This is a genomic window from Vibrio renipiscarius, assembly GCF_000827885.1.
GTDB lineage: Bacteria > Pseudomonadota > Gammaproteobacteria > Enterobacterales > Vibrionaceae > Vibrio > Vibrio renipiscarius.
In genome coordinates this window covers 14,342-31,606 of the sequence record NZ_JTKH01000020.1, presented here as the reverse complement: position 1 = coordinate 31,606, position 17,265 = coordinate 14,342, and the positions used below count along the sequence as shown (strand labels likewise).

At 45.9% G+C, this 17,265-nt stretch carries 29 protein-coding genes; all 29 read left to right on the top strand.

Going from position 1 to position 17,265, the window contains the following annotated elements:
• Positions 1 to 288: 288 nt before the first annotated feature.
• The 29 genes from rnr to OJ16_RS10630 all read left to right on the top strand — a co-directional run bounded on the left by rnr (position 289) and on the right by OJ16_RS10630 (position 17,250).
• Positions 289 to 2,766, top strand: a complete 2,478-nt coding sequence (rnr, locus tag OJ16_RS10770; RefSeq protein WP_040990509.1) for a ribonuclease R — start codon at positions 289 to 291, stop codon at positions 2,764 to 2,766.
• Between the two features lie 24 nt (positions 2,767 to 2,790).
• Positions 2,791 to 3,531 carry a 23S rRNA (guanosine(2251)-2'-O)-methyltransferase RlmB gene (gene rlmB, locus OJ16_RS10765; protein ID WP_040990507.1) on the top strand — a complete coding sequence of 247 codons (741 nt, stop codon included), beginning with the start codon at positions 2,791 to 2,793 and terminating at the stop codon, positions 3,529 to 3,531.
• Positions 3,532 to 4,011: 480 nt separating this feature from the next.
• Positions 4,012 to 4,323, top strand: coding sequence for a 30S ribosomal protein S10 (rpsJ, locus tag OJ16_RS10760; protein ID WP_001181007.1), 312 nt, complete (start codon positions 4,012 to 4,014; stop codon positions 4,321 to 4,323).
• A 14-nt stretch (positions 4,324 to 4,337) separates the two neighbouring features.
• Positions 4,338 to 4,967: a 50S ribosomal protein L3 gene (rplC, locus tag OJ16_RS10755; protein WP_005597133.1), complete on the top strand. Its 630-nt coding sequence runs from the start codon at positions 4,338 to 4,340 to the stop codon at positions 4,965 to 4,967.
• Positions 4,968 to 4,984: 17 nt separating this feature from the next.
• Positions 4,985 to 5,587 (top strand): 50S ribosomal protein L4, encoded by a 603-nt coding sequence (gene rplD / locus OJ16_RS10750; protein ID WP_005597132.1) that lies wholly within the window; start codon positions 4,985 to 4,987, stop codon positions 5,585 to 5,587.
• Positions 5,584 to 5,886, top strand: coding sequence for a 50S ribosomal protein L23 (gene rplW / locus OJ16_RS10745; RefSeq protein WP_040990484.1), 303 nt, complete (start codon positions 5,584 to 5,586; stop codon positions 5,884 to 5,886). The genes rplD and rplW overlap by 4 nt, the downstream gene beginning before the upstream one ends.
• 16 nt (positions 5,887 to 5,902) lie before the next feature.
• Positions 5,903 to 6,727, top strand: a complete 825-nt coding sequence (gene rplB, locus OJ16_RS10740; protein ID WP_006714818.1) for a 50S ribosomal protein L2 — start codon at positions 5,903 to 5,905, stop codon at positions 6,725 to 6,727.
• A gap of 19 nt (positions 6,728 to 6,746) precedes the next feature.
• Entirely contained in the window at positions 6,747 to 7,025 is a 279-nt protein-coding gene (gene rpsS, locus OJ16_RS10735) for a 30S ribosomal protein S19 (RefSeq protein WP_011078827.1), read from the top strand.
• 10 nt (positions 7,026 to 7,035) lie between these two features.
• Positions 7,036 to 7,368, top strand: coding sequence for a 50S ribosomal protein L22 (gene rplV / locus OJ16_RS10730; protein ID WP_005597124.1), 333 nt, complete (start codon positions 7,036 to 7,038; stop codon positions 7,366 to 7,368).
• A 19-nt stretch (positions 7,369 to 7,387) separates the two neighbouring features.
• Positions 7,388 to 8,086: a 30S ribosomal protein S3 gene (rpsC, locus tag OJ16_RS10725; RefSeq protein WP_040990477.1), complete on the top strand. Its 699-nt coding sequence runs from the start codon at positions 7,388 to 7,390 to the stop codon at positions 8,084 to 8,086.
• 11 nt (positions 8,087 to 8,097) lie between these two features.
• Positions 8,098 to 8,508, top strand: coding sequence for a 50S ribosomal protein L16 (rplP, locus tag OJ16_RS10720; RefSeq protein WP_006714819.1), 411 nt, complete (start codon positions 8,098 to 8,100; stop codon positions 8,506 to 8,508).
• Positions 8,508 to 8,699, top strand: coding sequence for a 50S ribosomal protein L29 (rpmC, locus tag OJ16_RS10715; RefSeq protein ID WP_004736737.1), 192 nt, complete (start codon positions 8,508 to 8,510; stop codon positions 8,697 to 8,699). The genes rplP and rpmC overlap by 1 nt, the downstream gene beginning before the upstream one ends.
• Complete coding sequence (rpsQ, locus tag OJ16_RS10710; protein ID WP_040990470.1) at positions 8,699 to 8,953, top strand: 30S ribosomal protein S17; 255 nt, start codon at positions 8,699 to 8,701, stop codon at positions 8,951 to 8,953. Before rpmC ends, rpsQ begins: the two co-directional genes overlap by 1 nt.
• A 164-nt stretch (positions 8,954 to 9,117) precedes the next feature.
• Positions 9,118 to 9,489 (top strand): 50S ribosomal protein L14, encoded by a 372-nt coding sequence (rplN, locus tag OJ16_RS10705; protein ID WP_004745883.1) that lies wholly within the window; start codon positions 9,118 to 9,120, stop codon positions 9,487 to 9,489.
• A gap of 12 nt (positions 9,490 to 9,501) precedes the next feature.
• On the top strand, positions 9,502 to 9,816 hold the full coding sequence (gene rplX, locus OJ16_RS10700) for a 50S ribosomal protein L24 (protein WP_040990466.1): 315 nt from the start codon (positions 9,502 to 9,504) through the stop codon (positions 9,814 to 9,816).
• A 14-nt stretch (positions 9,817 to 9,830) separates the two neighbouring features.
• Positions 9,831 to 10,370: a 50S ribosomal protein L5 gene (rplE, locus tag OJ16_RS10695; protein ID WP_005597112.1), complete on the top strand. Its 540-nt coding sequence runs from the start codon at positions 9,831 to 9,833 to the stop codon at positions 10,368 to 10,370.
• 17 nt (positions 10,371 to 10,387) lie between these two features.
• Positions 10,388 to 10,693 (top strand): 30S ribosomal protein S14, encoded by a 306-nt coding sequence (rpsN, locus tag OJ16_RS10690; RefSeq protein WP_005597110.1) that lies wholly within the window; start codon positions 10,388 to 10,390, stop codon positions 10,691 to 10,693.
• 29 nt (positions 10,694 to 10,722) lie between these two features.
• Positions 10,723 to 11,115, top strand: a complete 393-nt coding sequence (gene rpsH / locus OJ16_RS10685) for a 30S ribosomal protein S8 (RefSeq protein WP_040990463.1) — start codon at positions 10,723 to 10,725, stop codon at positions 11,113 to 11,115.
• Between the two features lie 10 nt (positions 11,116 to 11,125).
• Positions 11,126 to 11,659 (top strand): 50S ribosomal protein L6, encoded by a 534-nt coding sequence (rplF, locus tag OJ16_RS10680; RefSeq protein ID WP_040990461.1) that lies wholly within the window; start codon positions 11,126 to 11,128, stop codon positions 11,657 to 11,659.
• A gap of 9 nt (positions 11,660 to 11,668) precedes the next feature.
• A complete protein-coding gene (gene rplR / locus OJ16_RS10675; protein WP_005597104.1) occupies positions 11,669 to 12,022 on the top strand; it encodes a 50S ribosomal protein L18 in 354 nt (117 codons plus the stop codon).
• 14 nt (positions 12,023 to 12,036) lie between these two features.
• Positions 12,037 to 12,540, top strand: coding sequence for a 30S ribosomal protein S5 (gene rpsE / locus OJ16_RS10670; protein WP_005597103.1), 504 nt, complete (start codon positions 12,037 to 12,039; stop codon positions 12,538 to 12,540).
• 7 nt (positions 12,541 to 12,547) lie between these two features.
• On the top strand, positions 12,548 to 12,724 hold the full coding sequence (gene rpmD / locus OJ16_RS10665) for a 50S ribosomal protein L30 (RefSeq protein WP_000201159.1): 177 nt from the start codon (positions 12,548 to 12,550) through the stop codon (positions 12,722 to 12,724).
• Positions 12,725 to 12,730: 6 nt separating this feature from the next.
• Positions 12,731 to 13,165, top strand: coding sequence for a 50S ribosomal protein L15 (gene rplO, locus OJ16_RS10660; protein WP_005597101.1), 435 nt, complete (start codon positions 12,731 to 12,733; stop codon positions 13,163 to 13,165).
• Between the two features lie 20 nt (positions 13,166 to 13,185).
• On the top strand, positions 13,186 to 14,520 hold the full coding sequence (gene secY, locus OJ16_RS10655; RefSeq protein WP_005597099.1) for a preprotein translocase subunit SecY: 1,335 nt from the start codon (positions 13,186 to 13,188) through the stop codon (positions 14,518 to 14,520).
• 39 nt (positions 14,521 to 14,559) lie between these two features.
• Positions 14,560 to 14,673: a 50S ribosomal protein L36 gene (gene rpmJ, locus OJ16_RS10650; RefSeq protein WP_000868186.1), complete on the top strand. Its 114-nt coding sequence runs from the start codon at positions 14,560 to 14,562 to the stop codon at positions 14,671 to 14,673.
• 147 nt (positions 14,674 to 14,820) lie between these two features.
• Positions 14,821 to 15,177, top strand: a complete 357-nt coding sequence (gene rpsM, locus OJ16_RS10645; protein WP_005597097.1) for a 30S ribosomal protein S13 — start codon at positions 14,821 to 14,823, stop codon at positions 15,175 to 15,177.
• An 18-nt stretch (positions 15,178 to 15,195) separates the two neighbouring features.
• A complete protein-coding gene (rpsK, locus tag OJ16_RS10640) occupies positions 15,196 to 15,585 on the top strand; it encodes a 30S ribosomal protein S11 (RefSeq protein WP_005597095.1) in 390 nt (129 codons plus the stop codon).
• A 27-nt stretch (positions 15,586 to 15,612) separates the two neighbouring features.
• Positions 15,613 to 16,233 (top strand): 30S ribosomal protein S4, encoded by a 621-nt coding sequence (gene rpsD, locus OJ16_RS10635; RefSeq protein WP_040990280.1) that lies wholly within the window; start codon positions 15,613 to 15,615, stop codon positions 16,231 to 16,233.
• A 24-nt stretch (positions 16,234 to 16,257) separates the two neighbouring features.
• The gene (locus OJ16_RS10630) at positions 16,258 to 17,250 is read left to right on the top strand and encodes a DNA-directed RNA polymerase subunit alpha (protein WP_005597091.1); all 993 of its coding nucleotides are present in this window, start codon (positions 16,258 to 16,260) and stop codon (positions 17,248 to 17,250) included.
• Positions 17,251 to 17,265: the final 15 nt, after the last annotated feature.

The following is a 17,265-nucleotide window of genomic DNA, read 5'->3' as shown; positions in this document are numbered from 1 at the left end:
GACCTTATTGCAAACGTTTGCTTTGTTGTTTGCATGTAAATGTGATCTAGATCATTTTTTGGTTGTGAGGTTAATTTTGACCAATCTTGGCGCTGTTTTTATCGGTAATTCCGCGCGGTGAAAGGCGTTCAAATACGCTCGAAGCGGGTGTGCATTCCGTTTACTGAGCGCCGGTAAGTTATGAGAAGTTCGAATCTATTTAGTCTTTTTGTAACCACTTTACTGTAGCTTAAGCTGGGACTCGGATATACTAGCCCTATACCTTCCTTGCTATAGTTGGGCTTGCTTATGTCAGACCAAATTCAAAACGATCCGTTTGCTGATCGTGAATCTCAAAATTACGACAATCCTATTCCAAGCCGTGAGTTCATTCTCGAGTTCTTGAAACAGGCCGGTGTTCCAATGAACCGCAATGACCTGTTTGAAGCGCTAAAACTTCAAGGAGAGGAGCAATACGAAGGCCTACGTCGTCGTCTCCGTGCGATGGAGCGTGATGGACAGCTCGTCTTTACTCGCCGTCAGTGCTATGCATTGCCTGAAAAGCTAGAAATGATTAAAGGTTATGTCATTGGCCATAAAGATGGACATGGCTGGGTTCGCCCTGAGGGCAGCACAGGCAAAGACAATGACATCGTGTTGCCTCACCATCAGATGAAAAACATCATCCATGGTGATTTTGTTTTAGTGCAACCGACGGATAACTCGAAGCGTGGTCGCAAGGAAGGCCGTCTAGTTCGAGTTCTAGAAGAGCGCAAAACACAAATTGTTGGCCGCTTTTTCCTAGAGTATGGTTACTCATATGTTGTGGCTGACGATTCACGTATTTGCCAAGACATTTTGATCCCAAATGAGCATAAATCAACGGCTCGTATGGGTAACGTTGTTGTCATCGAAATTACCGACCGTGGCACGCGCTCTCGTGGCATGATGGGCCAAGTTGTCGAAGTGTTGGGTGAAAAAATGGCACCGGGTATGGAAACGCAAATTGCGATTCGTACTCACCAAATTCCACACGAGTGGCCAGAAGTGGTCGACAAGCAAATTGAACATCTGGGCGAAGAAGTACCAGAAGAAGCGAAAGCGGGCCGTGTCGATTTACGTCAATTGCCATTGATGACTATTGATGGTGAAGATGCGCGTGACTTCGATGATGCGGTTTACTGTGAAGCGAAGAAAGGCGGCGGCTGGCGCTTATGGGTCGCGATTGCCGACGTAAGCTACTACGTTCGCCCTGAAACGGCTCTTGATAAAGAAGCAATTAACCGTGGTAACTCGGTTTATTTCCCTTCTCAAGTTGTTCCTATGCTGCCTGAAGTACTTTCAAATGGTTTATGTTCGCTTAACCCGCAAGTAGACCGCTTGTGTATGGTGTGTGAAATGACGATTTCAGTGTCGGGCAAACTATCAAGCTACAAACACTATGAAGGTGTGATGAACTCACACGCTCGCCTAACTTACAATAAAGTTGGCGCAGTACTTGATGGTGATGAAGAGCTACGCGAACGTTACGCACCACTTGTTCCGCATCTTGAAGAACTGCACAAGATGTACAAAGTACTCAAGACGGCACGTGATGCTCGCGGTGCGATTGAATTTGAAACGGTAGAGACCAAGTTCATCTTTAACGCAGAGCGTAAGATTGACCGCATTGAGCCGGTGATTCGTAACGATGCGCACAAGTTAATTGAAGAATGCATGATTTTGGCCAACATCGCTTCAGCCTCACTGGTTGAGAAAGCAAAAGAAGCGGCGTTATACCGAGTGCATGACACCCCAAGCGAATTACGCTTACAAGGTTTCCGTGATTTCCTAGGAGAACTTGGTCTGCATCTTAACGGCGGCTTAGAACCGTCACCGACAGATTATGCGGATCTGGTTAAACTGATTGCTGATCGTCAAGACAAAGAATTGATTCAAACCATGCTGCTACGCTCAATGAAGCAAGCAGTATATAACGCGGATAATGGCGGTCACTTTGGTCTCGCATTGAAGCGCTACGCGCACTTTACGTCGCCGATTCGTCGTTACCCAGATTTGCTATTGCACCGTGCGATTAAATACCTGATCGCCAAAGAAGAAGGTCGTACTCAAGATCGTTGGACGCCAACCGGTGGTTACCACTACTCTTTTGATGACATGGATTTCTATGGTGAGCAGTGCTCGATGACGGAACGTCGCGCGGATGATGCGACTCGTGAAGTATCTGATTGGCTAAAATGTGAATACATGCAAGACCATGTTGGTGATGAGCTTGAAGGCGTCATTGCTAACGTAACCAGTTTTGGCTTCTTTGTCCGTTTAACGGAACTGCATATTGATGGCTTAGTGCATATTTCATCTCTAGCGAATGATTACTACCACTTTGATCCGGTAGGTCAACGACTTGTCGGTGAAAGCTTTGGCGCGATTTACCGCCTAGGTGATGCAGTAAAAGTAAAAGTGCAAGCGGTTAACCTTGATGACCGTCAAATTGACTTTGCATTAACCGAAACAAGCCGTAAGCTACGCGGCGAAGGCAAGACGGCTAAAAAGCGTGCGGTTGAAGCTCAGCAAAAAGCCAAAGCTAAAAAGCGTGCCGCGACGGGCGGTCGTTCGGAAGGGGCTCGAACAGAGCGTCGAGCAAAACCGGCAATTGAGCCGGTAAAGAAACCTGAAAAAATTGAAACCAAGGGTGAAGAGACAAAGCCTAAGGTGAAAAAAGCCCGTAAGAAAAAACCGCATAGCAATTCCAAAAAGGGAAAGCGCAGCAGTAGCAAAAGCGAATAGTCGATTCAACAACAGGTTTAGAAAATGAGTAACGAATTTCTTTATGGCATCCATGCTGTAAAAGCAGTATTGGAACGTGAACCAGAACGCTTTATCGAAGCGTACGTACTTAAAGGTCGTCAAGATGACCGCTTAATGCCTATTTTGAATGAACTGCAACGATGCGGTGTTTCGATTCAACAAATGGGGCGTAAAACGCTGGATGACAAAGCGCAAGGCGCTAACCACCAAGGTGTTATTGCGCGCGTTAAGCCAGCTAAACAACTTAATGAAAATGACTTAGACGATATTATCGCTCAGCATGAAGCGCCATTATTGTTGGTGCTTGATGGTGTGACTGATCCTCATAACCTAGGTGCATGTTTGCGTAATGCAGACGCGGCAGGTGTGGCGGCAGTGATCGTACCGAAAGACAAGTCAGCGCAGATGAATGCCACGGTAAGTAAAGTGGCGTGTGGCGCAGCAGAAACAGTGGCACTTGTTCGCGTAACTAACCTTGCTCGTACCATGCGCGCGCTGCAAGAGAAGGGCGTTTGGTTTGTGGGTACGGCTGGTGAAGCAACACACGATATCTACCAAGCAAAACTGACCGGGCCACTGGCTATCGTTATGGGTGCAGAAGGGGACGGTATGCGTCGCCTAACTCGCGAAACTTGCGATGACTTAATCAAGATCCCAATGGCAGGCAGTGTATCAAGCTTAAACGTATCGGTTGCATCTGGTGTTTGCTTGTTTGAAGCGGTTCGCCAACGATTGGTTCGTTAATCTTGCTCTCTCTAATCTAAATAGAGGGGAAGTGGCCAATATAGAGAACGCAGAGTGTGTAAACAGTCTGCGTTTTTTTTATTCTTTTTCCGGGCCAGGATGGAAATTTTACCTACTCAAAATTTCCTTCGTTTATTTTTCACTCGGGTATTGAAGTTAAAACTGTGATCTGTATAATGCCTCCCACTGGTTAAGCCAGTTGTGAACCAATGAGCGGTGAGGAGCTGAGAGTCGTATCGATTTTCAGGTAATGTAGACTCAGCTTATGTTCGCGGTTAATACAATTAGGTACCTTTCCTTTAGGTAAACGGCGTTCAGAGGTGACTCTGCTTGCTGGGGTAGTTAATCGAAAATTAACTGACAATGCGTCCTAATCTTGGATGCTACGGTTTCACATAAATCAATCGGCATTCTCTCGCCTTATGCGAGTCTGAGTGGCGATATTGTTTGTGTAATATTAAATAATTGGAGCTCTGTCTCATGCAGAACCAACGTATCCGTATCCGCCTAAAAGCGTTCGATTACAAGTTAATCGATGCTTCTACAGCGGAAATCGTTGAAACAGCTAAGCGCACAGGCGCACAGGTTCGTGGTCCAATCCCACTACCTACTCGTAAAGAGCGTTTCACAGTTCTTATCTCTCCACACGTTAACAAAGATGCACGTGATCAGTACGAAATTCGTACTCACAAACGTCTAATCGACATCGTTGAGCCAACAGACAAAACTGTTGATGCTCTGATGCGTCTAGACCTAGCTGCAGGCGTTGACGTTCAAATTAGCCTAGGTTAAGGGAGATTAGAATAATGATTGGTCTAATCGGTCGTAAAGTGGGCATGACCCGCGTATTTACTGAAGACGGCGTTTCTATCCCAGTAACTGTTGTTGAAGTTGAAGCAAACCGTGTAACTCAAGTTAAATCTCTTGAGACTGACGGTTACGCAGCAATTCAAGTTACAGCTGGAACTAAGAAAGCTAACCGCGTTACTAAACCAGAAGCTGGTCACTTTGCTAAAGCAGGTGTTGAAGCTGGTCGTGGTCTTTGGGAATTCCGTTTGGAAAACGGTGAAGAGTTTGCAGTTGGCGCTGAGCTAACAGTTGAACTATTCAACGAAACTAAAAAAGTAGACGTTACTGGTACATCTAAAGGTAAGGGCTTCCAAGGCGCTGTTAAGCGTTGGAACTTCCGTACTCAAGATATGACTCACGGTAACTCATTGTCTCACCGTGCACCGGGTTCAATTGGCCAATGTCAAACTCCAGGTCGCGTGTTTAAAGGCAAGAAAATGGCAGGTCACATGGGTGCTGAGCGTGTAACGACTCAAAACCTAGAGATCGTACGTGTTGACGCTGAGCGCAATCTGCTTCTTATTAAAGGTGCAGTCCCAGGCGCAACTGGCGGCAACGTGATCGTTAAACCAGCTATTAAAGCATAACGTCTCAGGAGTAAGTAATGGAACTTATGGTTAAAGGTGCTGATGCACTGACTGTTTCTGAAACTACTTTCGGACGTGAGTTTAACGAAGCTCTGGTACACCAAGTAGTTGTTGCATACGCAGCAGGTGCTCGTCAAGGTACTCGCGCTCAAAAAACACGTTCAGAAGTTTCTGGCGGTGGCGCTAAGCCATGGCGTCAAAAAGGTACTGGCCGTGCACGTGCTGGTACAATCCGTAGCCCAATCTGGCGCTCGGGTGGTGTTACTTTCGCTGCGAAACCTCAAGATCACAGCCAAAAAGTAAACAAAAAAATGTACCGCGGTGCTATGAAGAGCATTCTTTCTGAGCTAGTTCGTCAAGAGCGTTTAATCGTTGTTGATAACTTCTCTGTAGAAGCTCCAAAAACTAAAGAGCTAGTAGCTAAGCTAAAAGAGCTTGAGCTTAACGATGTACTAATCGTAACTGGCGAAGTAGATGAAAATCTATTCTTAGCAGCTCGTAACCTATACAAAGTTGATGCACGTGATGTTGCTGGTATTGATCCAGTATCTCTAATCGCATTCAACAAAGTATTAATGACTGCAGACGCAGTTAAGCAAGTTGAGGAGATGCTAGCATGATCACTGAAGAACGTATCCTAAAAGTTCTACGTGCTCCGCACATCTCTGAAAAAGCAACTATGGCAGCAGAGAAAGCGAACACTATCGTTTTCAAAGTAGCTAAAGATGCAACTAAGAAAGAGATCAAAGCAGCTGTAGAAAAGCTATTTGAAGTTGAAGTTAAGTCTGTAAATACTCTTATCACTAAGGGTAAGACCAAACGTCAAGGTATGCGCCAAGGCCGTCGTTCAGACGTGAAGAAAGCGTACGTTACTTTGAACGAAGGTCAAGATCTTGACTTTGTTGGCGGCGCGGAATAACAGGAGTAGTTGAGAAATGGCTATTGTTAAATGTAAGCCGACTTCCCCTGGTCGTCGTCACGTAGTAAAAGTTGTTAATGCTGACCTGCACAAGGGTAAGCCTTACGCACCACTTCTAGAGAAAAACTCTAAGAATGGCGGTCGTAACAACAACGGTCGTATTACAGTACGTCACATCGGTGGTGGTCATAAGCAACACTACCGTTTGATTGACTTCAAACGTACTAAAGACGGTATCCCAGCGAAAGTTGAACGTCTAGAATACGATCCAAACCGTAGCGCTAACATCGCTCTAGTTCTGTACGCAGACGGTGAGCGTCGTTACATCCTAGCACCTAAAGGTGTTAACGCAGGTGATGCAATCCAGTCTGGCCCAGATGCGCCAATCAAAGCTGGTAACACTCTACCAATGCGTAACATCCCAGTGGGTTCAACTGTACACAACGTTGAACTAAAACCTGGTAAAGGTGGTCAGCTAGCTCGTTCGGCTGGTGCATATGCTCAAATCGTTGCTCGCGACGGTTCATATGTAACTATCCGTCTACGTTCTGGCGAAATGCGCAAAGTATTGTCTGAAGGCCGTGCAACAATCGGTGAAGTAGGCAACTCTGAGCACATGCTACGCGAACTTGGTAAAGCTGGTGCTTCACGCTGGCGCGGCGTACGTCCAACCGTACGTGGTGTAGTAATGAACCCGGTAGATCACCCACACGGTGGTGGTGAAGGTCGCACATCTGGCGGTCGTCACCCTGTATCACCATGGGGTATGCCTACTAAAGGCTTCAAGACTCGTAAGAACAAACGCACTGACAAGTACATCGTACGTCGTCGTAATAAGTAATTTATAAAGAGGAATCGCCATGCCACGTTCTCTCAAGAAAGGTCCTTTTATTGACCTACACTTGCTGAAGAAGGTAGAGAAAGCGGTGGAAAGCGGAGACAAAAAGCCACTTAAGACTTGGTCCCGTCGCTCAATGATCATCCCTACTATGATTGGTTTGACCATCGCTGTCCATAATGGTCGTCAGCACGTACCAGTATTTGTAACTGAAGAAATGATCGGTCACAAACTGGGCGAATTCGCACCAACTCGTACTTACCGCGGTCATGCTGCGGATAAGAAAGCTAAGAAGCGTTAAGGAGTAAATGATGGAAGCATTAGCTAAACATAACTTTGCTCGCATTTCTCCTCAGAAAGCTCGCTTAGTAGCAGACCAAATTCGTGGTAAATCAGTTGATCAAGCTCTAGAAATCTTGACGTTCAGCAACAAAAAAGCTGCTGAACTAATCAAGAAAGTTCTTGAATCAGCTATCGCGAACGCGGAGCACAACGAAGGTGCAGATATCGACGATCTAAATGTCGCTAAAATCTTCGTAGATGAAGGCCCAACCATGAAGCGTATTATGCCTCGTGCTAAAGGTCGTGCGGATCGTATCTTGAAGCGTTCAAGCCACATCACTATTGTTGTAGCAGATCGCTAAGAGACTAGGAGAGTAAGCAATGGGTCAAAAAGTACATCCAAATGGTATTCGTCTAGGCATTGTTAAGCCTTGGAATGCTACATGGTTTGCTAACACCAAAGATTTCGCTGACAACCTAGACGGCGACTTCAAGGTGCGTCAGTTCCTTACAAGCGAACTGAAAAAAGCATCACTATCACGTATCGTTATCGAGCGTCCTGCTAAGAGCATCCGTGTGACTATTCACACTGCTCGCCCAGGCGTAGTTATCGGTAAGAAAGGCGAAGACGTAGAAAAACTACGTGCAGCTGTAGCGAAAATCGCAGGTGTACCAGCGCAAATTAACATCGCTGAAGTACGTAAGCCTGAGCTTGACGCTCAACTTGTTGGTGACAGCATCGCGTCTCAACTAGAGCGTCGCGTTATGTTCCGTCGTGCTATGAAGCGCGCGGTACAGAATGCTATGCGTCTAGGCGCTCAAGGCATCAAAGTGGAAGTAAGCGGTCGTCTAGGCGGCGCTGAAATTGCACGTTCTGAGTGGTACCGTGAAGGCCGTGTGCCTCTACACACTCTACGTGCTGACATTGATTACGCAACTTCTTCGGCTCACACCCAATACGGTGTGATCGGCATCAAGACTTGGATCTTCAAAGGTGAAATCCTAGGCGGCATGCCAGCAGCTAACGCTGTAGAGCCTAAAGGCGATAAGCCTAAGAAGCAGCGCAAAGGCCGTAAGTAAGGAGCTGACAGATGCTACAACCTAAACGTACTAAGTTCCGCAAGGTTATGACTGGTCGTAACCGTGGTCTAGCTAAAGGCACTGATGTAAGCTTCGGCGAATTCGGTCTTAAAGCTGTTGGCCGTGGTCGTCTGACTGCTCGTCAAATTGAAGCAGCACGTCGTGCAATGACACGTCACGTTAAGCGTCAAGGTAAAATCTGGATCCGTGTGTTCCCAGATAAACCAATCACAGAAAAACCACTTGAAGTTCGTCAGGGTAAGGGTAAAGGTAACGTTGAGTACTGGGTAGCCCAAATCCAACCTGGTAAGGTTATGTACGAAATGGGTGGCGTTCCTGAAGAGTTGGCACGTGAAGCGTTCCGCCTAGCGGCACGTAAACTGCCATTCAAGACGACATTTGTAATTAAGCAGGTGATGTGATGAAAGCACAAGATCTACGCGAAAAAAACGTTGAAGAGCTTAACGCTGAGCTATTGAATTTGCTACGCGAACAGTTCAACTTGCGCATGCAAGCTGCAACTGGTCAGCTTCAGCAAACTCATACTCTAAAAGCTGTACGCCGTGATATCGCACGTGTGAAAACTGTTTTGACTGAGAAGGCAGGCGCATAATGAGCGAAGTAAAACGCACTCAACAAGGCCGTGTAATCAGCGACAAGATGGACAAGTCTATCGTAGTTGCTATCGAACGTTTCGTAAAACACCCGATTTACGGTAAGTTCGTTAAACGCACGACTAAAGTACACGCACACGACGAAAACAACACTTGTGGCCTAGGCGACAAAGTTGAAATCGCAGAGTGTCGTCCACTGTCTAAGACTAAAGCTTGGACATTGGTAACAGTTCTAGAAAAAGCAAAAGGTTAATCCTTAGCTAATTCTATGAAACTAAACGGCTCCAAAAATATTTTGGAGCCGTTTATTTTTTGACTACCCAATCACAAAAAAGGGTGGTACAATTCGCGTCCCTTTTAAAGAGGCAGCCCGACCCGTGATGGGTCTAGTTATTAATATTTAGCGGAGCACTAACAATGATCCAAATGCAAAGTACACTTGACGCTGCAGATAACTCTGGCGCGCGCAAGGTAATGTGTATTAAGGTCCTGGGTGGTTCTCACCGCCGTTATGCACATATCGGTGACGTCATCAAGGTTACAGTTAAGGAAGCAATTCCTCGCGGTAAAGTTAAGAAAGGTGATGTTCTGAAGGCGGTAGTAGTGCGCACCCGTAAAGGCGTTCGTCGCCCAGACGGTTCTGTCATTCGCTTCGACCGTAATGCTTGTGTATTGCTTAACGACAATACTGAGCAACCAATCGGTACACGTATCTTTGGCCCTGTGACACGCGAACTTCGTGGAGATAAATTCATGAAGATCGTTTCACTTGCTCCAGAAGTTCTGTAAAGGAGCGCTATAATGGCAGCTAAAATCCGTCGTAATGACGAAGTAATCGTTCTTGCTGGTAAAGATAAAGGCAAGAAAGGTAAAGTAACTAAGGTTCTGACAACTGGTAAAGTTGTTGTTGAAGGTATCAACCTAGTTAAGAAACACCAAAAACCTGTTCCTGCTCTAAATATCCAAGGTGGTATTGTTGAGCAAGAAGCGGCAATTGATGCTTCTAACGTTGCAATCTTTAACGCAGCAACTGGTAACGCGGACCGAGTAGGTTTCCGTTTTGAAGAAGGCAAAAAAGTGCGTTTCTTCAAGTCTAACGGTGAAACAATTAAGTAATTTGGAGTTCTACTATGGCGAAACTGCATGATTACTACAAGTCGTCTGTAGTCGCTGAACTGACCAAAGAGTTCAGCTACACAAGCGTCATGCAAGTCCCTAGAATCGAAAAGATCACCCTAAACATGGGTGTGGGTGAAGCAATCAATGACAAGAAACTGCTAGAAAACGCAGCAGCTGATATGGCAACGATCTCTGGTCAAAAGCCACTTATCACTAAAGCGCGTAAATCTGTTGCAGGTTTCAAAATCCGTGAAGGCTACCCAATCGGTTGTAAAGTAACCTTGCGTGGCGAACGTATGTGGGATTTTCTTGAGCGTTTGATTAACATCGCTCTTCCACGTGTACGTGACTTCCGTGGTGTTAGCGCTAAGTCTTTTGACGGACGCGGTAACTACAGCATGGGCGTTCGCGAGCAAATCATCTTCCCGGAAATCGACTTTGATAAAGTTGATCGTGTACGCGGTCTTGATATTACTATCACGACGTCAGCTGGCACAGATGCGGAAGGCCGAGCTCTGCTGGCTGCCTTTAACTTCCCATTCCGTAAGTAAGGTGAAGGGTTACTGTTATGGCTAAAAATTCGATGAAAGCACGTGAAGCTAAACGTGCAAAACTAGTAGCTAAGTTCGCTGAAAAGCGCGCTGCGCTAAAAGTTATCATTAGCGATGTAAACGCATCTGAAGAAGCTCGTTGGGAAGCAGTTCTTAAACTGCAATCACTTCCACGTGATTCAAGTGCATCACGTCAGCGCAACCGTTGCAACCAAACTGGTCGTCCACACGGTTACCTGCGTAAGTTCGGTCTAAGCCGTATTAAAGTTCGTGAAGCTTGCATGAAAGGCGAGATTCCTGGACTTCGTAAGGCTAGCTGGTAATTGCCACTTAATCATTTGGAGTAAATCTTATGAGCATGCAAGATCCGATTTCGGATATGCTGACCCGCGTTCGCAACGGTCAGGCAGCAAACAAAGTTGCTGTAAAAATGCCTTCTTCAAAGCTTAAAGTTGCTATTGCTGCACTACTTAAAGCTGAAGGTTACATCGTTGACTTCGCTGTTGAAGGCGAAGTAAAACCTGAGCTAGAAGTTACACTTAAGTACTTCCAAGCTAAACCAGTTATCGAGCAACTTAAGCGTGTTTCTCGTCCAGGTCTACGCGTTTACAAGAAGAAAGATTCTCTTCCTTCTGTAATGGGTGGTCTAGGTGTTGCTATCGTTTCTACTTCCAAGGGTCTTATGTCAGACCGCGCTGCTCGTAAAGCAGGTCTTGGTGGTGAAATCATCTGTTACGTTGCCTAAGGAGTAGACTATGTCTCGTGTTGCTAAAGCACCTGTCGCTATTCCAGCTGGCGTAGAGGTGAAACTAAACGGCCAAGAAGTTACTGTAAAAGGTGCTAAAGGCGAACTGACTCGCGTTCTAAACAACGCTGTAGTTATCGCTCAGGAAGAAAACAACCTTACTTTCGGTCCACGTGAAGGTGTTGTAAACGCATGGGCACAAGCAGGTACTGCTCGTGCACTAGTTAACAACATGGTGATCGGTGTGACTGAAGGCTTTGTGAAGAAGCTAACCCTTAAGGGTGTTGGTTACCGTGCTGCTATTAAAGGCAACGCTGTAGGTCTAACTCTAGGCTTCTCTCACCCTGTTGAGCATGAACTGCCTGCAGGTATTACAGCTGAATGTCCAAGCCAAACTGAAATCATTATTACTGGTTGCGATAAGCAATTAGTAGGTCAAGTTGCGGCTGATATTCGTTCTTACCGTGCTCCTGAACCTTACAAAGGTAAAGGTGTTCGTTACGCAGATGAAAATGTGCGTACCAAAGAAGCTAAGAAGAAGTAAGGTAACACTATGGATAAGAAAGCATCTCGCATCCGTCGTGCTACACGTGCACGTCGTAAGATTGCAGAACTTGGTGCAACTCGCCTGGTAGTACACCGTACTCCTCGCCATGTTTACGCTCAAGTTATCGCGGCAAACGGCTCTGAGGTTATCGCAGCTGCTTCTACTGTAGAAAAAGCGATCCGTGAGCAAGTGAAATACACTGGTAACATCGATGCAGCTAAAGCAGTTGGTAAAGCTGTTGCTGAGCGCGCTCTTGAAAAAGGCGTGACTTCAGTTGCATTCGATCGTTCTGGTTTCCAATACCACGGTCGAGTAGCGGCGCTAGCAGATTCTGCTCGCGAAGCTGGTCTGAAATTCTAAGGTAGGGTTGGAAGATGGCTAAAGAACAACAAGTTCAAGCGAATGATTTGCAAGAAAAGCTAATCGCAGTTAACCGTGTTTCTAAAACGGTTAAAGGCGGTCGAATCATGAGCTTTACTGCACTAACAGTAGTTGGTGACGGTAACGGTCGCGTAGGTTTCGGTTACGGCAAAGCACGTGAAGTACCTGCAGCGATTCAAAAAGCAATGGAAAAAGCACGTCGTAACATGACTACGATCGCGCTTAACGAAGGTACTCTTCACCACCCAGTGAAAGGTCGCCATTCGGGCTCTAAAGTTTACATGCAGCCTGCTGCTGAAGGTACTGGTGTTATCGCCGGCGGCGCAATGCGTGCAGTACTTGAAGTTGCTGGTGTACACAACGTACTATCTAAAGCATACGGTTCTACGAACCCTATCAACATCGTTCGTGCTACGATCGATGCGCTAGGTAGCGTTAAGTCACCAGAAATGGTTGCTGCTAAACGTGGTCTAACTGTTGAATCTATTTCGGAGTAAGCACACGATGGCAACTATTAAAGTAACTCAAACTAAAAGCTCAATTGGTCGTCTGCCAAAGCACAAAGCTACTTTGCGCGGTCTTGGCCTTCGTAAAATCAACCACACAGTAGAACTTGAAGATACTCCGTGCGTGCGCGGCATGATCAACAAGGTTTACTACATGGTTAAAGTAGAGGAGTAATCACAAATGCGTTTGAATACTCTATCACCGGCTGCTGGTTCTAAACATGCTCCTAAGCGTGTAGGCCGCGGTATCGGTTCAGGTCTAGGCAAAACTGCCGGCCGTGGTCATAAAGGCCAAAAGTCACGCTCTGGCGGTAAAGTTCGTCCAGGTTTTGAAGGCGGTCAAATGCCTCTGAAACAACGTCTACCTAAATTCGGTTTCACTTCTCGTAAGAGCCTAGTGTCTGCTGAAATTCGTCTAGCTGAGCTAGCGAAGGTTGAAGGTGACGTGGTAGATCTAAACAGCCTTAAAGCTGCTAACCTAATCACTAAGAACATCGAGTTCGTTAAGATCGTTCTTTCTGGTGAAGTTAACAAAGCAATGACTGTTAAAGGTCTACGCGTGACTAAAGGCGCTAAAGCTGCAATCGAAGCTGCAGGCGGTAAAATCGAAGAATAATCTTCGAAGGAAAGGTACAGATGGCTAAAAAACCAGGACAAGATTTTAGTAGTGCGAAAAATGGATTGGCGGAGCTTAAATCGCGCCTTTTGTTTGTATTAGGTGCTCTTTTAGTATTCCGCGCCGGTTCATTCGTACCAATCCCTGGTATTGACGCTGCTGTACTTGCCGATTTGTTCGAACAGCAAAAAGGTACCATCGTAGAAATGTTTAACATGTTCTCCGGTGGTGCTCTTGAGCGTGCGTCTATATTAGCGTTGGGCATCATGCCGTATATTTCGGCGTCAATTGTTGTCCAACTGCTAACTGTAGTTCATCCAGCGTTAGCCGAACTCAAGAAAGAGGGTGAAGCAGGCCGTCGTAAGATAAGCCAATATACACGCTACGGCACGCTTGTACTTGCAACATTCCAAGCTATTGGTATTGCAACTGGCCTACCAAACATGGTCGATAATCTGGTTGTTATCAACCAAACCATGTTTACGCTAATTGCTACCGTAAGTTTAGTAACCGGTACCATGTTCTTAATGTGGTTAGGCGAACAAATTACAGAGCGCGGAATTGGTAACGGTATTTCGGTACTGATCTTTGCAGGTATTGTTGCTGGATTGCCTTCGGCAATCGGTCAAACAATCGAGCAAGCGCGTCAAGGTGAACTGCATGTACTTCTTCTGCTGTTGATTGCTGTACTCGCTTTTGCAGTTATTTACTTCGTTGTTTTCATGGAACGTGGCCAACGCCGTATCGTCGTTAACTACGCAAAACGTCAACAAGGTCGTAAAGTATTTGCTGCGCAAAGCACTCACTTGCCACTTAAAATTAATATGGCAGGCGTTATTCCAGCAATTTTTGCATCAAGTATTATCCTGTTCCCAGGAACATTGGCTCAGTGGTTTGGTCAAAACGGTGAGAGCAGCGCGTTCGGTTGGTTAACTGACGTGTCTTTGGCTCTTAGCCCAGGTCAACCTCTGTATGTAATGCTTTATGCTGCAGCGATTATCTTCTTCTGCTTCTTCTACACGGCGTTGGTCTTCAACCCGCGTGAAACAGCAGATAACTTGAAGAAGTCTGGTGCATTCGTACCCGGTATCCGCCCAGGCGAGCAGACAGCGAAATACATTGATAAAGTGATGACACGTTTAACCCTAGCGGGCGCACTGTACATTACCTTTATCTGTCTGATCCCAGAGTTCATGATGGTCGCGTGGAACGTACGTTTCTACTTCGGCGGTACATCACTACTTATCGTAGTGGTTGTAATCATGGATTTTATGGCACAGGTACAGACTCATATGATGTCCCAACAGTATGATTCTGTGTTGAAAAAAGCAAATCTGAAAGGCTATGGCCGTTAATTCGGCGGTAACCTCAGATTTCAATTACGGAGTTTAGCAATGAAAGTTCGTGCTTCCGTTAAAAAAATCTGCCGTAACTGTAAAGTAATCAAGCGTAACGGTGTCGTTCGCGTGATTTGCAGTGAGCCAAAGCATAAACAACGCCAAGGCTAATAGTAGAAATTTTTACTTGAAATGTAAGGTAGTGTCGAGTATATTTCTCGGCCTACCTTTTGCGTGCAAAAGAAGTAGTACTCCGCAGCGTATCCTAGACGGGCTTTGCTGCGGCTAATTCTTTTATGAAACACTTTGGAGTGAATAATGGCCCGTATTGCAGGCATTAACATTCCTGATCAAAAACATGCTGTGATTGCACTAACGTCAATCTACGGCATCGGTAAGACTCGCTCAAAAGCTATTCTAGCTGAAGTGGGTATTGCTGAAGATGTTAAGATCAGTGAACTATCTGATGAACAGATCGATCAACTGCGTGATGGTGTAGCTAAATACACTGTAGAAGGTGATCTACGTCGTGAAGTATCTATGAACATCAAGCGTCTTATGGACCTTGGTTGTTACCGTGGTCTTCGTCATCGTCGCAGTCTACCACTACGTGGACAGCGTACTAAAACCAACGCTCGCACCCGCAAGGGTCCGCGTAAGCCGATCAAAAAATAATCGGGAAGGTAGAGTACAATGGCTAAACAACCAACTCGCGCGCGTAAACGCGTTCGCAAACAAGTTGCAGACGGTGTTGCGCACATCCATGCTTCTTTCAACAACACAATCGTAACCATTACTGACCGTCAAGGTAACGCACTAGCTTGGGCTACTGCAGGTGGTTCAGGTTTCCGTGGTTCTCGTAAGTCTACTCCGTTCGCTGCACAGGTTGCTGCTGAACGTTGTGCTGAAATGGCTAAAGAATACGGTCTAAAGAACTTGGAAGTTATGGTTAAGGGTCCAGGTCCAGGTCGCGAATCTACTGTTCGTGCACTGAACGCTGCTGGTTACCGCATCACCAACATCGTTGATGCAACACCAATCCCTCATAACGGTTGTCGTCCACCTAAGAAACGTCGCGTATAACGTTTCTAGGACAATTGGAGAAGAATCATGGCAAGATATTTGGGTCCTAAGCTGAAGCTTAGCCGTCGTGAAGGCACTGACTTATTCCTTAAGTCTGGTGTTCGCGCGATCGATACCAAGTGTAAAATTGATAACGCACCAGGTGTACACGGCGCTCGTCGCGGTCGTCTATCTGAGTATGGCGTTCAGCTTCGTGAGAAGCAAAAAGTTCGTCGTATGTACGGCGTTCTAGAAAAACAATTCCGTAACTACTATAAAGAAGCTGCTCGCCTTAAAGGCAACACAGGTGAAAACCTGCTGCAACTTCTTGAAGGTCGTCTTGATAACGTAGTTTACCGTATGGGTTTTGGTGCTACTCGCGCTGAAGCACGTCAACTTGTTAGCCACAAAGCTATCGTAGTTAACGGTAAAGTTGTAAACGTTCCTTCTTTCAAAGTAGCGGCGAACGACGTTGTTGCAATTCGTGAGAAAGCTAAACAGCAATCTCGCATTAAAGCAGCTCTAGAAGTTGCTGAACAACGTGAAAAACCAACTTGGATTGAAGTAGATGGCGGCAAGATGGAAGGTACATTCAAGCGTAAGCCTGAGCGTTCTGATCTGTCAGCTGACATCAACGAACAATTGATCGTCGAGCTTTACTCTAAGTAAGGTTTAAACTAAAGAGAGGACACAATGCAGGGTTCTGTAACAGAATTTCTTAAGCCACGTCTTGTTGACATTGAACAAATCAGCACGACACACGCAAAAGTAACTCTTGAGCCGTTAGAGCGTGGTTTCGGCCATACTCTTGGTAATGCACTTCGTCGAATTCTTCTATCTTCTATGCCGGGTTGTGCGGTTACTGAAGTTGAGATTGAAGGCGTTCTACACGAATACAGCACTAAAGAAGGCGTTCAAGAAGATATTCTTGAAATTCTTTTAAACCTTAAAGGTTTGGCTGTACGCGTTGCCGAAGGCAAAGATGAAGTGTTTATTACGCTGAATAAATCAGGCTCGGGCCCTGTGGTTGCAGGTGACATCACCCATGATGGTGATGTAGAGATCACTAACCCTGAACACGTTATTTGTCACCTAACGGATGACAACGCTGAGATCGCTATGCGTATCAAAGTTGAACGTGGTCGTGGTTATGTTCCTGCTTCTGCTCGTATCCATACTGAAGAAGATGAGCGTCCTATTGGCCGCCTACTGGTTGACGCAACATACAGTCCAGTAGATAAGATTGCCTATTCTGTTGATGCTGCTCGTGTAGAGCAACGCACAGACTTAGACAAGCTTGTTATCGATATGGAAACGAACGGTACTCTAGACCCTGAGGAAGCTATCCGTCGCGCAGCTACTATCCTAGCTGAGCAATTGGATGCGTTCGTAGATCTTCGTGATGTACGTGTACCTGAGGAGAAGGAAGAGAAGCCAGAATTTGATCCTATCCTACTGCGTCCTGTAGACGATCTTGAACTAACAGTTCGCTCTGCTAACTGTTTGAAAGCAGAAGCGATTCACTACATCGGTGATCTTGTACAGCGTACTGAGGTTGAGCTTCTTAAGACTCCTAACCTTGGTAAGAAATCTCTTACTGAGATTAAAGACGTACTTGCATCACGTGGTCTTTCTCTGGGCATGCGCCTAGAAAACTGGCCACCAGCGTCTATCGCTGAAGATTAATCGATACTAGTTAGA

Bases quoted from the DNA above. Each gene is read 5' to 3' on its own strand.
- rplB (WP_006714818.1), top strand. From the start codon at position 5,903: ATGGCTATTGTTAAATGTAAGCCGACTTCCCCTGGTCGTCGTCACGTA.
- rpsN (WP_005597110.1), top strand. From the start codon at position 10,388: ATGGCTAAAAATTCGATGAAAGCACGTGAAGCTAAACGTGCAAAACTA.
- OJ16_RS10630 (WP_005597091.1), top strand. From the start codon at position 16,258: ATGCAGGGTTCTGTAACAGAATTTCTTAAGCCACGTCTTGTTGACATT.
- rpsC (WP_040990477.1), top strand. From the start codon at position 7,388: ATGGGTCAAAAAGTACATCCAAATGGTATTCGTCTAGGCATTGTTAAG.
- rplV (WP_005597124.1), top strand. From the start codon at position 7,036: ATGGAAGCATTAGCTAAACATAACTTTGCTCGCATTTCTCCTCAGAAA.
- rplC (WP_005597133.1), top strand. From the start codon at position 4,338: ATGATTGGTCTAATCGGTCGTAAAGTGGGCATGACCCGCGTATTTACT.
- rpsE (WP_005597103.1), top strand. From the start codon at position 12,037: ATGGCTAAAGAACAACAAGTTCAAGCGAATGATTTGCAAGAAAAGCTA.
- rplP (WP_006714819.1), top strand. From the start codon at position 8,098: ATGCTACAACCTAAACGTACTAAGTTCCGCAAGGTTATGACTGGTCGT.
- rnr (WP_040990509.1), top strand. From the start codon at position 289: ATGTCAGACCAAATTCAAAACGATCCGTTTGCTGATCGTGAATCTCAA.
- rplE (WP_005597112.1), top strand. From the start codon at position 9,831: ATGGCGAAACTGCATGATTACTACAAGTCGTCTGTAGTCGCTGAACTG.
- rpmJ (WP_000868186.1), top strand. From the start codon at position 14,560: ATGAAAGTTCGTGCTTCCGTTAAAAAAATCTGCCGTAACTGTAAAGTA.
- rpsS (WP_011078827.1), top strand. From the start codon at position 6,747: ATGCCACGTTCTCTCAAGAAAGGTCCTTTTATTGACCTACACTTGCTG.
- secY (WP_005597099.1), top strand. From the start codon at position 13,186: ATGGCTAAAAAACCAGGACAAGATTTTAGTAGTGCGAAAAATGGATTG.
- rplN (WP_004745883.1), top strand. From the start codon at position 9,118: ATGATCCAAATGCAAAGTACACTTGACGCTGCAGATAACTCTGGCGCG.
- rpsK (WP_005597095.1), top strand. From the start codon at position 15,196: ATGGCTAAACAACCAACTCGCGCGCGTAAACGCGTTCGCAAACAAGTT.
- rplR (WP_005597104.1), top strand. From the start codon at position 11,669: ATGGATAAGAAAGCATCTCGCATCCGTCGTGCTACACGTGCACGTCGT.
- rlmB (WP_040990507.1), top strand. From the start codon at position 2,791: ATGAGTAACGAATTTCTTTATGGCATCCATGCTGTAAAAGCAGTATTG.
- rpsH (WP_040990463.1), top strand. From the start codon at position 10,723: ATGAGCATGCAAGATCCGATTTCGGATATGCTGACCCGCGTTCGCAAC.
- rpsM (WP_005597097.1), top strand. From the start codon at position 14,821: ATGGCCCGTATTGCAGGCATTAACATTCCTGATCAAAAACATGCTGTG.
- rplD (WP_005597132.1), top strand. From the start codon at position 4,985: ATGGAACTTATGGTTAAAGGTGCTGATGCACTGACTGTTTCTGAAACT.
- rpmC (WP_004736737.1), top strand. From the start codon at position 8,508: ATGAAAGCACAAGATCTACGCGAAAAAAACGTTGAAGAGCTTAACGCT.
- rplF (WP_040990461.1), top strand. From the start codon at position 11,126: ATGTCTCGTGTTGCTAAAGCACCTGTCGCTATTCCAGCTGGCGTAGAG.
- rpmD (WP_000201159.1), top strand. From the start codon at position 12,548: ATGGCAACTATTAAAGTAACTCAAACTAAAAGCTCAATTGGTCGTCTG.
- rplW (WP_040990484.1), top strand. From the start codon at position 5,584: ATGATCACTGAAGAACGTATCCTAAAAGTTCTACGTGCTCCGCACATC.
- rplO (WP_005597101.1), top strand. From the start codon at position 12,731: ATGCGTTTGAATACTCTATCACCGGCTGCTGGTTCTAAACATGCTCCT.
- rpsJ (WP_001181007.1), top strand. From the start codon at position 4,012: ATGCAGAACCAACGTATCCGTATCCGCCTAAAAGCGTTCGATTACAAG.
- rpsD (WP_040990280.1), top strand. From the start codon at position 15,613: ATGGCAAGATATTTGGGTCCTAAGCTGAAGCTTAGCCGTCGTGAAGGC.
- rpsQ (WP_040990470.1), top strand. From the start codon at position 8,699: ATGAGCGAAGTAAAACGCACTCAACAAGGCCGTGTAATCAGCGACAAG.
- rplX (WP_040990466.1), top strand. From the start codon at position 9,502: ATGGCAGCTAAAATCCGTCGTAATGACGAAGTAATCGTTCTTGCTGGT.